This is a genomic window from Sphingomonas azotifigens NBRC 15497 (assembly GCF_002091475.1).
GTDB lineage: Bacteria > Pseudomonadota > Alphaproteobacteria > Sphingomonadales > Sphingomonadaceae > Sphingomonas > Sphingomonas azotifigens.
Window position 1 is genome coordinate 156,854 of record NZ_BCTR01000014.1, and the last position, 13,166, is coordinate 170,019.

The following is a 13,166-nucleotide window of genomic DNA, read 5'->3' on the forward strand; positions in this document are numbered from 1 at the left end:
CGGCTGTATCTTGATCTCGCTGCGAGGGTACAGTCGGGTACAGACGATCTGCCGGGATACCCCCGATGCTCCCCGCGTCGCGACGGGCCGCCGCGCACCCTTTCGATCCCACGGCGGCATCCCACGCCGCGCTTCCACGCCTCCGCTCGTCGCCCCTCCATCCGCTCCCGGCGCGGCAGGCACTCGCGTCGTGATACCGGTGTCAAAATGCGGCGTCAACGGGAGCCGTTGCGACCACGCAGCAAGAGGCAGAGCTACACGCCGGCCACAAAAAACGGCCGGGAACGCGGGTCCCCGGCCGTTTCTTTATTTCGAGGCTATGCGGTCAGGCGGCAGCGAGGCGCACCGAGCGGGCGTGGCGCCGACGCAGCGAAGCGCCGACAAAGCCGACCCCTGCGATCATCAGGCCCCAGCTCGCCGGCTCCGGCACGCCGCTCGGGCCGAACACGATGGTCGGGTTTGCCGTGCCGATGGTGACACCGGCAAGCGCCGGGGTGCCCAGCGTCGTGGTGAACGCGGCGGCCGCCTCGCCGGTCAGTGCCAGGGCCGAATTGGCGCCCAGCGTGAACAGCGAGAGGTTGCTGCCGAGCGTGAACCCGTTGGCCGAGGCGCTGCCGCGCACCACGCCGGCGGCGCTATCGATCACGAAATTGCCGATGCTCAGCGTGTTCGCGCCCGAGGTGAAGTTCAGACCGGATCCGGCGTGCTCGACAACGAGCGCCTTGGTCGCATCGTCGCGCGTGCCGCCGGTAACGAGGAAGGTCGCAACGATATCATTGCCCACGGTGAACGCGCTTGCCGTGCCATAGGTGGTGATACCGTAGCCGAGCGACTGGAAGGTGCTGGTGGCGGTAAGGTCGATGGCGGTCGCGCCGCCGAGGATCGGGGCAGCCGAGGCCGCAACCGGAGAAAGCGACAGGCCCGCAACCAGGGCCGCCGCGCTCAAAGCGCCTTTAATCATCCGCAATTCCTCCTGAACAGGGTACTACACGCCAGGCGCGTCCGCATTGTGCGGACGCGCATCCTGGCAGCCGTCGAACCATGCGGCGGCGCAGCAAGTTCCGGGGGATTGCCCTGCTATTCCTTCGACTTGTCGGGCGAATTAACCATATCGCGGCGAGCTGCCCTGCAGCATCGACCGCCTGCGACGCGGCGTTGAACCCTTAGCGATTGAGCCTGTGGAGCAACTGCGCGCGCAGCCGCCGCGCCTGCACGGCATCGATCGGATCCAGCGCCCCCCGCGCCGCCGGCGGCAGATGCGCGGCGGCGCGATCGGCCTCGCCGAACACATAATAGTCAAACAGGGCCTTCCACGCTGCCTTTTCCGGCGCCGGCCGGTCGCGCAGGCTGAGCAGCGCGTGGAGCAGCGTCAGCTGCGGGGTGTCGAGCCAGGCCGGGCTGGTATTCCACCAATAGTTCACCAGCACGTTGAACGGGGCCAGTGCCTCGACATGGTGCCACCACATCGCGGGGTAGAAGAGCAGGTCGCCGGCCTCCAGCTCGGCCACCTGCGCAACGGCCATCGCCTCGCGAAAGCCGGGATGCCGGGTGAAATCCGGCGCGGCGAAGTCGACCATGCTGACCACCTGCCCGCCCGGCGTCGGCTCCAGCGGCCCGGGATAGAGGTTGGCGATCTGGTCGGGCGGGAACAGCGTGAAACGTCGGCGCCCCACCGCGCATACCGCGAGGTTGTGCGACATGTCGTAATGGCAGGTCGCGGTCGTGCGGTTGCCGATCCAGATGCTGGCGAGATGCCGCGCGAACATCGGGTGATCGAGCCGCAGGTCGTTCTCCGCGCGGAACCCCGGCAGATACTCGTCGAGATCGGTCGAGCCGACATAGAAGCTCGGCGCGTCCGCGCTGCCGATCTGCGGCCGCATCGCGTCGAGCAAGGCGCCCAGCGGCTCGCGCCGGCTGCGGAAATTGAGGCCGGTGACGGTCTCGTCATAGAAGAAGCGGCCGGCAATCTCGGGCGCGCCGGTAAAGGTCACCACCGGGCGACCCGCATCGAAACGCTGGAGCAGGTCCATCGCCGCATCCGCCGACTGCAGGCCGGCCTGCACCAGCGGCCAGCCCGATGCGACACCCTTCAGGATCACCGGCGCCTGATCGGCGAGCAACTGGTCGAACGGGATCGCGTTGGGGTCGCTTCCCTCCACCACCCGCACCGCCGGCGCCGATCCGGCAAGCACGTTCATCGCGCGGTGTTCCGACGCTCGATCAGCGCGCTGATATTGCCGAGCGAGGATGCGGCGAAATGGGCGAGGCCCAGCAGGTTGGCGCGATGCAGCCGCTCGACCCCGGCCATGTCCAGCGCCTCCAGCCGCTCGCCCGACAGCATCTGGAAACCATCGATCCGGTAGCGCTGCTCGTCGTGCAGCGTCACTTCGATGGCGTTGGCCTCGAGCAGCCCCAGTTCCTGGAAGATCGCATAGACCGGCGTGGCCGCGCCGAGGCCGGCATGAATGCGGCCGAGCACGCGCGACACATGCTCGAGATAGCGGCTGGCCCCGCCCTGCGGCAGGAACAGCAATTCGCCCTCCGCCGTGCCGACCCGCGGATCGTCGAGGTCGACATGCACGGTCGGCCCCTCGTCGGGATCGGCACCGTCGCCGGGAATGCCGATCGAGAAGGGCCCGCGCTGCTGCAGCGCGGGCACGTAGCGGCTGGTCCAGCGCTCGCCATCGAAGAACAGGTTCTCGTCGCGGTCGAGGCCGGTGAGCACCACCGCCTGCAGGCCCTCGCTCGGCTCCTCGCGGAACAGGATCGGGAATTCGCGCTGCGCCGCCTCGAACTCGGTCGGGAAGATCAGGACCTGGTTGGCGCTGTCGCCGAATTCGGTGCCGTAGCGAAACGCCACACGCAGGTCCTGATGGCGCACATTGTCCAGCGCGACCGGTCTTGTCATTCAACTATCACCCATATTGCCGGACCTTGCGGCCCGCCCTGGCGGAACATGGCGGAAAGCCGCCGCCGCCTCAACTGCAAGCGAAAGGGCCGCTGCACAAGGCAGCGACCCTCCCCCTCCCACGCGCGCGGATGCGCGGTAGCTCAGAACTTGAAGCGTGCGCCGAGCAGGAAGCGGCGATTCAGTTCCTGCGCGAACCACAGCTGCTTCTCGTCGCGGGCATAGGTCCGGACGCTTTCCTTGGTAAGGTTGATCCCTTCGAAGCTGACGGCGATCTGCGGCGTAATGTCGTAGCTGACGTTGAAGTCGAGCTGGCCGAACGGTGCGGTATATTCCGGGTTACGCGAATTCCCGCGGTTCACCCCCGACAGCGACTTGCCGCGCCAGTTATAGGCGAGGCGCGCCGAGATGCCGTTCTTGTCGTAGATCAGCGTACCGCTGGCGGTGTCGCTGAGGCCCACCAGCGCGAACTGGTTCTCCGACGGATCGGCACCGATGTTGAAGCCGACGGTACCGCGCACCAGCGTGTACTGCGCAGCAACGCCGAAGCCGGTCTTTCCAAGGAAATACTCACCCGCCAGCTCGACGCCGTAGATCTCGGCGTCCTTGTTGTTGATCGGCTGGGTAACCTGGAAATTCCACAGCGCGTCCGCGCCATTGGCCTGGACCCGCGGACCGTTGTTGAGGGTCTGCAGGAAGGCGCGATCGAGCTGCCGGGTCGTGGTGTTGTAGTTTGCGCTGAACTGCGAAACCGCCGTCGACGTCGATCCGTTCGCAGCGATCAGCAGCGACGTCATCGCGTACAGATTTTCGTCGCTGGTGTCGGCCCCGATGCCCTGCAGCGCGGCGCGCGCCACCCCCGAACGGCTGCCCGCCACCGCCGAGGTGGGGTCGCGCAGGCCGAACAGGGTGGAGTTGTACTGGCCGTTGCCCAGGAAGTTGCGCACGCGCTTGTCGAAGAACGCCGCCGAGACATAACTGTCCGGCTTGAAATACCACTCGAGCGAAGCATCGAAATTGTCCGATTCGAGCGGACGGAGACGTGCGTTGCCGGTATTCGCCGTCGGGATACCGCCGTTGATGGTCGGACGCGGCGGACCGAACACGGTCACCGAGGTGTACAGGTCGTTGTAGTTCGGCCGCGCGATCGTCTTGCTGTACGAGATGCGGGCCAGCAGGTTGCGCTGGACTTCGACCTGGAAGTCGACCTGCGGCAGGATATTGTCGTAGCTGCCGCCGTCGCTGAGATACTGGGACTGGTTCGAGAGGACGACAACAAAGTCGTTATCCGAATCCCACTCGATCCCGGCCGGAATCGCCGTGAGCGAAGTCGTGTGCGACTTGGTGTGCTCGTAGCGCAGACCGCCGACCAGGCGCGCCGGTGCGTTGCCGATCTCGCCCTTCCAGGTCAGCTGGCCATAAGCTGCCCAGATTTCCTCCTTGACGTGGTTGTCTTGCCGGCTGTTGACCGTAAGCGCATTGCCGCGGCCGGCATAATAGGACGACATGATCGGGAAGATCTGCGCCGCGTTGCCGCGATAGGCCACCTGCGAGTCCGGATCCGATCCCGGATTGAACTGCTTGAACTTGCAGATCAGGCAGAAGGCCTGAAGCGCGCCCGGAGCCTGGCGCTGCACGTCGCCCGGATTGGCGAGGCCCCAGTCGCCCAGCGTCTGCTGCTGTTCGACATAGCTCTGGTTGGTTTCGACCTTGCGATAGTTGCCGCCGAAATCGAACCGGCTACCGGAACCGAGATCCCAGCCGAAGTCCGCCCGAACTTCCTTGACCGTCTGATCCTGGTTCGAGGAGCGCGTACGGCCGATCGACGAACCGACGGTGTTGAGGTTGAGCGGCGCGGCCGAGGTGATCGTGATGTCCTGCTGCGGTATCTTCGACAGATAGGTGACCGAATGGTCCGCAACGACGTTGGCACCCATGCCCATCAGCGTCGAGCTGTAGCCATTGGGGTTGTCCGGACGGCTTGTCGCCTTGCTGATGTGGCCGTCGAGATTCAGTGTGAAGGTGGGCGTGATCTCCCACTTGGCGTTGAGGCCATAGTCCTGGATCCGGCTCTTCTGCCCGCGCGACTGGGCCTCGAATCCCTCGTCCTTCAGGCCGCTCTCATGCAGATAGGTCGCCGTGGCGACGGTCGGGTTGCTGTCGAAGGTGACCTGGTCGAACGGACGGTTGAACCAGTTCGACAGGTCCGAACGCTCCTCGCGCTGCTTGTTCTGCGCGTACAGCGCATCGGCGGTCAGCGTCAGCGTGTCGGTCGGCTTGAACTGCACCGTGGCCTGTCCGTTGATGCGCTCACGGCTGCCCTCGGCATAGTGGTAGCGGCTGTCGTTCGGAATCGCGACGAGCTGGTTGGGATTGCTCGGCGCGTTCTTGACGACGGTGCAGGTCGGCGTCGCGGCGCCGGTGCAGGCACCACCGCTGCGCGCGAAGCCGCCGGTCAGGAAGGTGCTGTACGGGATGATGTTCCAGTCGTTCGACGTTGCCGCGATCGACGTGAAGTTGCGCTTCTGGTAGCTGCCGAACAGGTTGACGCCGAAGCGCTGCTCCGGATCGCTCCAGGTCAGCACGCCCGAGAATTCCGGGGTGACCTTCGATCCGCAATCGAGGCAGCCATCGACGCTGGTGTCGTACACCGCCTTGGCGCCGAGGCTGCCGCTCAGGCCAGGCTTGCCGTTGTCGAGCGGACGGCGGGTGACGACGTTGATCGTCGCGCCGATGCCGCCCGACGGCACCGCGGCGCGGCCCGTCTTGTAGACTTCCAGCGTACGCACGCCTTCGGTCGCGAGGTTCGAGAAGTCGAACGAGCGCGTGGTGCCCTGCGCCTGGTCGGAGGTCTGGTCACCGCCGACCACGGAGATGTTGGCGGATGCGAGCTGGCGGCCGTTCAACGTGACGAGGTTGAACGCGGGCCCGAAGCCGCGGACGGTGACCAGCGAACCTTCGCCGTTGGTGCGGTTGATCGACACACCCGGCACGCGCTGCAGCGATTCCGCCAGATTGGTATCCGGGAACTTGCCGATGTCTTCCGCCGAGATGGCGTCGACGATGCCTGGCGACTCGCGCTTGATCGCGATGGACCGCTCCAAGGATGCCCGGATGCCGGTGACGACGATTTCTTCGCCTTGCCCCGAATCCTGCGTGGGCGCCGCCGTACTGGCAACGTTGTCGGTCTGCGCTTGTGCAATCGTTGGCATGACCATGCAAGCAGCGACAGCCATCATTGATGCTGAGCGCGACCATAGAGCCGAACGCGATACGTTCTTCATGTCCCCTCCTCTGCCGGCGTTCCTTCGCCGGGAACGTTCTTCGCTGCGCACACCCGATGCATACGCCGCGAAGGTATCGCTACCATCGCGCGCAACATTGTCAATGTTTGTTGCAAAAATCTGTTAGACAGGTTTGATTTTGTAATCTGGTGTGTTTTCGATGTTACAGCCTGCAATGGACTTGTATTGGACCGCCACACCCCAAAAGAGGTCGTTGCGGCGCTGCAATTTGTCTAACTGAAAAGGATTGCAGGGGCGCCGTGGGCGCACGGGCTCAGCCGGCGCGGGCGAGCAGGCGCCGCGCCTGTTCCAAATGCGGGCGATCGATCATCCGCCCGTCCAGCTTCAGCGCCCCCGCTTCCGGATTGGCGGCAAAGGCAGCGACGATCGCCTGTGCGGCGGCGATCTCCTCATCGCTCGGCGTAAACCCGGCGTTGATCGCCTCGATCTGCGCCGGATGGATCGCCATCATGCCGGTAAAGCCATCGCGGCGCCCGCGGGCGACGTACCGCTCCAGCCCCTCGCGATCGGCAATGTCGGGATAGACGGTCTCGATCGCGGCGACGCCGGCGGCATGCGCGCCGAACAGGGCGAGCGACCGGACCATCGCGAAGGGCGCGGTATAGTCGCCGTCCGCCTGACGCGCGCCGGCGGCACCGATCGCCGCGGGCAGATCCTCGGCGCCCCAGGTGAGCCCCGCAAGGTGCGCAGCGACTTCGCCATAGCTGCCGAGCTGGAACAACGCGGCCGGGGTTTCGGTCGCGATCGGCAGGATCGGCGGGCAGACCGCCCCCGCCTGGGCGACCGCCGCCACCAGCGCCCGGATCGTGGCGGCGCCGCTCGCCTTGGGCAGCACCAGCCCGGTTGGCCGGAGCGGCGCGAGCGCCGCCAGATCCTCCGCCAGCGCCGGGGTTTCGAGCGGGTTGACGCGGACGAAGCTGGGCGTGTCCGGCGTCGCGGCGAGCCATTCGGCGATCGCATCGCGCGCCAGCGGCTTGCGGTCGGCGACCACCGAGTCCTCGAGGTCGAGGATCAGCGCGTCGGCGCCGCTCTGCGCCGCCTTGTCGAACCGCTCCGGCCGGTCGCCGGGTACAAAAAGAAGCGATCGCAGCCGCATGACCTTTTTCCTCCCCTGTTCGCCATTTCCATGGCAGCAACCCGGCGGCTTGCCAATCGCGCGCCGCCGCCGCGCTGCTCGGGTCAGCGCCAATCTGGAGAGGAGGATGCGGGTCGGCCGACAAGATGCGTTCTGCACCGCAGCGGCCGGTTTCCGGAACTTCAGGTCTCGGTACGGTGTAGCCCCTCCCGCGCAGCATATGTTCCCCTCCCGCAAGCGGGAGGGGAACAGCATGTCAGCCTTCCCCGCTGCCGGGCTCGGCAATCTTGCGGTGCTGTTCGGCGGTCACTGACTGCGGCAGCACGCCGGCCCCGGCGACCTGCAGCTTGTTGGACAGGCCGGAGACGATGTTGTCGGTGCCCTTCATCAGCGCCGTCCAGCCATCCTTGGCGACATCGGCCGGATCGGACTTGCTCTCGCTCTGGCCGACCTTGGTGTCCATCATGCCGGCGCGTTCGAAGAATTCGGTCTCGACCGGGCCCGGGAGCAAGGTGGTGATGGTGATGCCCTTCACCTCCTTGAGTTCGTTGCGGATCGCCGCGGCGAAATTGTCCACGAACGCCTTGGAGCCGTTGTACACCGCCTGGAAGCTGCCGGGGATCCAGCCCGCGATCGAGCCGGTGATCAGCACCTTGCCCTCACCCGCATCGCGCATCTGACGCAGCACCTTCTGCAGCAGATAGGCGGTGCCGGTGATGTTGGTGTCGATCACGTGGCGCCATTCGGCGACGTCCTGCTCGAGAAAGCCGCCGCCCAGCCCGTGGCCGGCATTGGCGCAGAGCAGGTCGACCCGGCGCCCGCCGGCCGCATCCAGCAGCCGGTCGACGCCCTCGATGGTCGACAGGTCGGTCTCGACCGATTGCACCTCGACGCCCTCGCCCTTCAGCGCGGCTGCGGCGTCGACCAGCGGGGTGTCCGCCACCACCAGCAGGTCATAGCCGTCGCGGGCCGCGAGCCGCGCAAGTTCCAGACCGATGCCGCTCGAGGCACCGGTCACGATCGCGAATTTGTCTGCCATTTCCGTGTCTCCGCTTATTCGGCCGCCAGCGCCATGCCGGGCTTCAGCACGACCTTGGTCACCTCGTTCTGGTTGTCGTGGAACATCTTGTAGCCCTGCGGCGCCTGCTCCAGCGGCAGGATGTGGCTGATCAGGAAGGTCGTATCGATCTTCTCTTCCAGGATCGCGTTGAGCAGCGCGGGCATATAGTGCTGAACATGGGTCTGGCCGGTCTTGAGCGTCAGCCCCTTCTCCATCAGCGCGCCGAGTGGGAACTTGTCGACGAAGCCGCCATACACGGCCGGCATCGAGACACGCCCACCCTTGCGGCAGGCGAGGATCGCCTGGCGGATCGAGTGGATGCGGTCGGTGCCGAGGAAGGTCGACTTCTTGATCTGGTCGAGCACATTGTCGGCGAAGAAGCCGTGCGCCTCCAGCCCGACGCTGTCGATCACCGCATCGGGGCCGATGCCGCCGGTCATCTCGAACAGCGCGGCCGCAGTGTCAGTCTCCTCGAAGTTGATCGTCTCCGCGCCGAAGCGGCGGGCGAGTTCGAGGCGGCGGGGGAAATGGTCGATCGCGATGACGCGCTCGGCGCCCATCAGGAAGGCCGACTGCACCGCGAACAGGCCGACCGGGCCGCAGCCCCACACGGCAACCGTATCGCCTGGCTCGATTTCGGCATTCTCCGCCGCCATCCAGCCGGTGGGCAGGATGTCCGACAGGAACAGTACCTTGTCGTCCTCGATCCCGTCGGGGATCACGATCGGGCCGACATCGCTGAACGGCACGCGGACATATTCCGCCTGGCCGCCGGCATAGCCGCCGGTCATATGGCTGTAGCCGAACAGCCCGGCCATGGGCTGGCCGTACATCTCCTGCGCGATGTCCTGGTTGTCAGCGGGCAGGCCGTTCTCGCAGGCGGAATATTGGTGCTTGCCGCAATGGTAGCAGGAGCCGCACGAGATGGTGAACGGCACCACCACGCGCTGCCCCTTCTTGAGCGTCGAGCCGGCGCCGACCTCGACCACCTCGCCCATGAATTCATGGCCGAGGATGTCGCCGGCCATCATCGTGGGGATGAAGCCGTCATACAGATGGAGATCGGAGCCGCAGATCGCGGTCGAGGTGATCTTGATGATCGCGTCGCGCGGGTTGAGGATCTCGGGATCGTCGACCGTGTCGACGCGGACGTCATGCTTGCCGTGCCAAGTGAGTGCGCGCATCAGCCCCGCTCCTCTTCGAGTTGCTTGTAGGTGCGCGACGAGGTCGCGATTTCGCCGGTTTCCATCAGCTGCTTGAAGCGGCGCAGGTCGCGCTGCGCCTGCATCTTCGGCTCGCGCTGGAAGATCCGAGAGATCACGCGGTGCAGCGTGCCGAACGGCTGGTCATAGTTGATCGTCGCCACCACCACGGTGCCGCGACTGCCGGCATCGCGAAACTCGATGCGGCCGCTATTGGGGATGTCGGCGCCCTCTTCGGACGCCCAGGCGATCAGTTCGCCGTCGCGATCCTCGGTAATGCGCGAGTCCCATTCCACGATACCGCCGCCGGGCGACTTCACCACCCAGTGGCTGCGCTCGCGGTCGAGCACCTCGATGCGCACGACATTGTCCAGCACCGCGGGCAGGTTGTTGAAATCGCGCCAGAAGGCGTAGAGCTCGGCGCGCGGGCGGTTGATCGTCACCGCGCGCGCGACGAGCTTGTCGCCGCGCTGGACGATCAGGCCATCGGTCGCCGCGTCAATCGCCTGGCGTTGGTTGTTGGCAGTGCTCAGCGGCGCGTCGTCCTGCGACACGGGGTTCATCGTATCGGCCATAAAGCCTCCGTTCGCGGGTCAGCCCTGGGGCGAGCCGGGCAGTTTCGGGGGAAGATCGTCATCGCCCTCGGCGGGTGCCGGGGTCGACGTGGCGGCGGGGTTGGTCTCGGTCGAGCCGGGGTCGCGCTGTTCGTCGCGCACCTCGGGATCGTTCGGCGGGGTGGCCATGATCCAGTCTCCTGCACTTGGGGAGGTGCAGAAGGTAACCACCGGGGCGAGCGCGGGTTGCAATTTTTGTTTGAAGTAACGTGGGTTAGGCGCAGCAACTCCCCTCCCGCTTGCGGGAGGGGCTGGGGGAGGGTGTGTGAGTGGAGCGGGTGCACCGGTGAAGAAAGAATCTCCACGTCGCACCCTCCCCTAACCCCTCCCGCAGGCGGGAGGGGGATTTAAGAAGCGGGAGGGGGAATGAGGTTACCGTCCGTAGATCCGATCCAGCACCTCGGCCGAGCGCGCGAAATGCTCGGCTTCCGCATCGAAGCGCGGTGAGCGGGCCAGTTGCTCCGCCCATGCCGCCGCCGCCCGCCCGCCCCATGCGTCCGGGGGCTCGGCCAGCAGAGTCTTGGACGTGCCGGTGAACCGCTCCGCCACGAAGTCGTAGAAGCTACCGCCGATGTTGCGCAGCGCCGCCCCGCCTTCGGCGCCGTAGAACACGGCGGAAATCTCCGCATCGGTGCCGGCATGCACCCGCCACGAACAGGCGAGCCGCACATCGGCGTCGCCCGCCCGGAACGCGGCGGTAGCATAGTCCTCCACCTGCATCGCGCCGAGCGGCTGCCCCTGCGCGCGCAGCGACGCCGTCACCCCGTCCACTGCCGGAAAGCCCAGCGTCCACAGGGCCAGGTCCACCAGATGCACGCCGAGATCGATCACGCAGCCACCGCCGGACTGCGCGGGGTCGTAAAACCACGGCTTGTCCGGCCCATAGGCATTGTGGAACACCAGATCGACCGCGAAGACATGGCCGAGCGCCCCGCCCTGCACCAGCGCGGCGATCGCGCGCATGCCTTCGGTATGCCGATACGAAAGATCCACCCCGAGCAGCCGGTCGGCAGTGCGCGCGGCGGCGATCACCGCCTCCACCTCGGCGGCGGTGCGGCCCAGCGGCTTCTGGCAGAACACCGCGACGCCCGCTTCCAGCGCGCGGATGCTCTGCTCGGCATGGAGCGCGCTGGGCGTGGCGATGACGATGCCGTCCAGGCCCAGTCCCAGCATCGCCTCCAGCCCCTCGACCGCCTGCGCATCCGGTGCCAGCGCCCGCGCCTGCTCGGCGCCCTCGGGCGACGGGTCGGCAAAGGCGGCGGCCTCGATCGCGCCGGTGGCGAGCATCGCCTCCATCCGATGGCGACCGATCCAGCCGGTGCCGAGAAATCCGACGCGCGGGCTCATCGCAGCATCACCAGCGCCTTGACGAAATGCTCGGGCTTGTCGCGGGTTGCCGCCAGCGCCTCGCCAAGTTCTTCCAGTGGGTAGCGATGCGTGTAGAGCGGCGCCGGGTCGAGCCGCCCGTTCGCCACCGCGTCCACGGCCTCGCGCAGGCCCTGCATCTGCACCGCGGGGTCGCGCTCATGGGCGTTGATCACGTCGATGCCCTTCCAGTTCCAGCCCTGCAGGTTGACCTGGCGCGGCCCGTCCTGATGATAGCCCGCCACCACCAGCTTGCCGCCGAAGCCGACCAACTCGCCCGCCAGATCGAGCGGCCATTGCTTGCCCACCGCCTCGATCACCCGCGCACACATGGCCTCTTCGGTGAGCGCCTTGACCGCATCGATGATCGCATAATGGTCGTCCATCGGGATCGTCTCGGCCGCGCCATAGTGCTTGGCGAGGTCGAGCGACTCCTGCCGCCGCGAGATCGCGATCACCCGCGCGCCGGCATCGCTGGCCAATTTCGTGAGCACCGCGCCAAGAAAGCCGATGCCGATGATCGCGACAGTCTGGCCGGCGCGAATGTCGCTGCGACGGAAGATGTTGAAGGCGCAGCCCAGAGGCTCGCCGGGAAAGGGCTGGCCGGAGAGGCTGTCGGGCAGCTTCACCACCATGTCGGCCTTGGCGACGTCATAGTCGGCGAAGCTGCGGAAGGAGAGCGAGGCGACCCGGTCGCCCGGTATCAGCCCCTCGACGCCCTCGCCCACCACGTCAATCTCGCCCCAGCCCTCATGGCCGAGCCCGCCGGGATCGCCGGGGAACTGGCTCCAGGGCTGGCCCTGCCACGGCTCGACATTGGAGGCGCAGACGCCACAGCCCTCCAGCCGGATGCGCACCTCGCCCGGGCCCGGCGCGGGGAGCGTCGCCGTCTCGATCCGGATCTGCTCCGGACCTTCGAGGATGGCCGCGCGCATCATGCGCTTTCTCCGTGCAACCAATTGATTTGACGCGATGTTGTCGAACGATGATCGAACCACGCCAGGGCATGGGCGCCACGCTCCGCCAGAACATTGAAGACCTCACGGCGCGGCAGCGCGAGGATGCCCTGCGCGCACCGCTCAGTGACAAGGTGGCGGATCGGATCACCCGCTTCACGGGATCGATGACGTTCGTGGTGCTGCATCTGGTCCTCTTCGGGCTTTGGATTTCGGTGAATCTGGGGGTGCTACCGGTGCTGCCGCGCTTCGATCCGACTTTCGTGGCGCTGGCGATGGTCGCGTCGGTGGAGGCGATCTTCCTCTCGACCTTCGTGCTGATCAGCCAGAACCGCATGGCGGCGGTCGCCGATCGCCGCGCCGACCTTGACCTGCATGTCAGCCTGCTCACCGAGCATGAGCTGACCAAGCTGGCCGGGCTGGTGGAGCGGATCGCCGACAAGCTCGACATCCGGCCGGACGATCCCGCCTTCGCCGAGATCCACGCGGATGTAGAGCCGGGCCAGGTGCTCGACGCGCTCGACGAGAGCCGGAAGGAAAAGGGGATCGACTAGTCCCTCAAATTCCTCCCCGGTACGGGGAGGGGGACCATCCGCGTAGCGGATGGTGGAGGGGCCGCGCCGCAGGCGCGGTCGGGCTGAAACCGCAGGGTGTTCCGCCGCTGACGCGGCGGCCCCTCCA

Annotated in this window: 12 protein-coding genes; 1 reads left to right on the forward strand and 11 read right to left on the reverse strand. The window is 66.7% G+C overall.

The window, feature by feature from the left end; all coding sequences use genetic code 11:
• Positions 1-325 precede the first annotated feature (325 nt).
• The 11 genes from SAZ01S_RS06995 to SAZ01S_RS07040 form a co-directional block, all read right to left on the reverse strand.
• Positions 326-961 (reverse strand): PEPxxWA-CTERM sorting domain-containing protein, encoded by a 636-nt coding sequence (locus SAZ01S_RS06995; protein ID WP_084581374.1) that lies wholly within the window; start codon positions 959-961, stop codon positions 326-328.
• A 202-nt stretch (positions 962-1,163) separates the two neighbouring features.
• Positions 1,164-2,198: a cupin-like domain-containing protein gene (locus SAZ01S_RS07000; protein WP_084581376.1), complete on the reverse strand. Its 1,035-nt coding sequence runs from the start codon at positions 2,196-2,198 to the stop codon at positions 1,164-1,166.
• Positions 2,195-2,908 (reverse strand): SapC family protein, encoded by a 714-nt coding sequence (locus SAZ01S_RS07005; RefSeq protein WP_084581378.1) that lies wholly within the window; start codon positions 2,906-2,908, stop codon positions 2,195-2,197. The genes SAZ01S_RS07000 and SAZ01S_RS07005 overlap by 4 nt, the downstream gene beginning before the upstream one ends.
• A gap of 143 nt (positions 2,909-3,051) precedes the next feature.
• Complete coding sequence (locus SAZ01S_RS07010; RefSeq protein WP_084581380.1) at positions 3,052-6,192, reverse strand: TonB-dependent receptor; 3,141 nt, start codon at positions 6,190-6,192, stop codon at positions 3,052-3,054.
• Between the two features lie 274 nt (positions 6,193-6,466).
• A complete protein-coding gene (locus tag SAZ01S_RS07015; protein ID WP_084581382.1) occupies positions 6,467-7,309 on the reverse strand; it encodes an HpcH/HpaI aldolase/citrate lyase family protein in 843 nt (280 codons plus the stop codon).
• A gap of 235 nt (positions 7,310-7,544) precedes the next feature.
• On the reverse strand, positions 7,545-8,327 hold the full coding sequence (locus SAZ01S_RS07020) for an SDR family NAD(P)-dependent oxidoreductase (RefSeq protein WP_084581384.1): 783 nt from the start codon (positions 8,325-8,327) through the stop codon (positions 7,545-7,547).
• Between the two features lie 14 nt (positions 8,328-8,341).
• Positions 8,342-9,532 (reverse strand): zinc-dependent alcohol dehydrogenase, encoded by a 1,191-nt coding sequence (locus SAZ01S_RS07025; protein ID WP_084581386.1) that lies wholly within the window; start codon positions 9,530-9,532, stop codon positions 8,342-8,344.
• Positions 9,532-10,125 carry an SRPBCC family protein gene (locus SAZ01S_RS07030; RefSeq protein ID WP_245824676.1) on the reverse strand — a complete coding sequence of 198 codons (594 nt, stop codon included), beginning with the start codon at positions 10,123-10,125 and terminating at the stop codon, positions 9,532-9,534. Before SAZ01S_RS07030 ends, SAZ01S_RS07025 begins: the two co-directional genes overlap by 1 nt.
• Positions 10,126-10,143: 18 nt before the next feature.
• Positions 10,144-10,293 carry a hypothetical protein gene (locus tag SAZ01S_RS23965; RefSeq protein ID WP_164521791.1) on the reverse strand — a complete coding sequence of 50 codons (150 nt, stop codon included), beginning with the start codon at positions 10,291-10,293 and terminating at the stop codon, positions 10,144-10,146.
• Positions 10,294-10,536: 243 nt separating this feature from the next.
• A complete protein-coding gene (locus SAZ01S_RS07035; protein ID WP_084581388.1) occupies positions 10,537-11,511 on the reverse strand; it encodes a Gfo/Idh/MocA family protein in 975 nt (324 codons plus the stop codon).
• On the reverse strand, positions 11,508-12,467 hold the full coding sequence (locus tag SAZ01S_RS07040; protein WP_084581390.1) for an MDR/zinc-dependent alcohol dehydrogenase-like family protein: 960 nt from the start codon (positions 12,465-12,467) through the stop codon (positions 11,508-11,510). The genes SAZ01S_RS07035 and SAZ01S_RS07040 overlap by 4 nt, the downstream gene beginning before the upstream one ends.
• Before the next feature lie 47 nt (positions 12,468-12,514).
• Between SAZ01S_RS07040 and SAZ01S_RS07045 the strand changes: the two genes are divergently transcribed.
• Complete coding sequence (locus tag SAZ01S_RS07045; protein ID WP_084581392.1) at positions 12,515-13,039, forward strand: DUF1003 domain-containing protein; 525 nt, start codon at positions 12,515-12,517, stop codon at positions 13,037-13,039.
• The last annotated feature ends 127 nt before the right edge of the window (positions 13,040-13,166 follow it).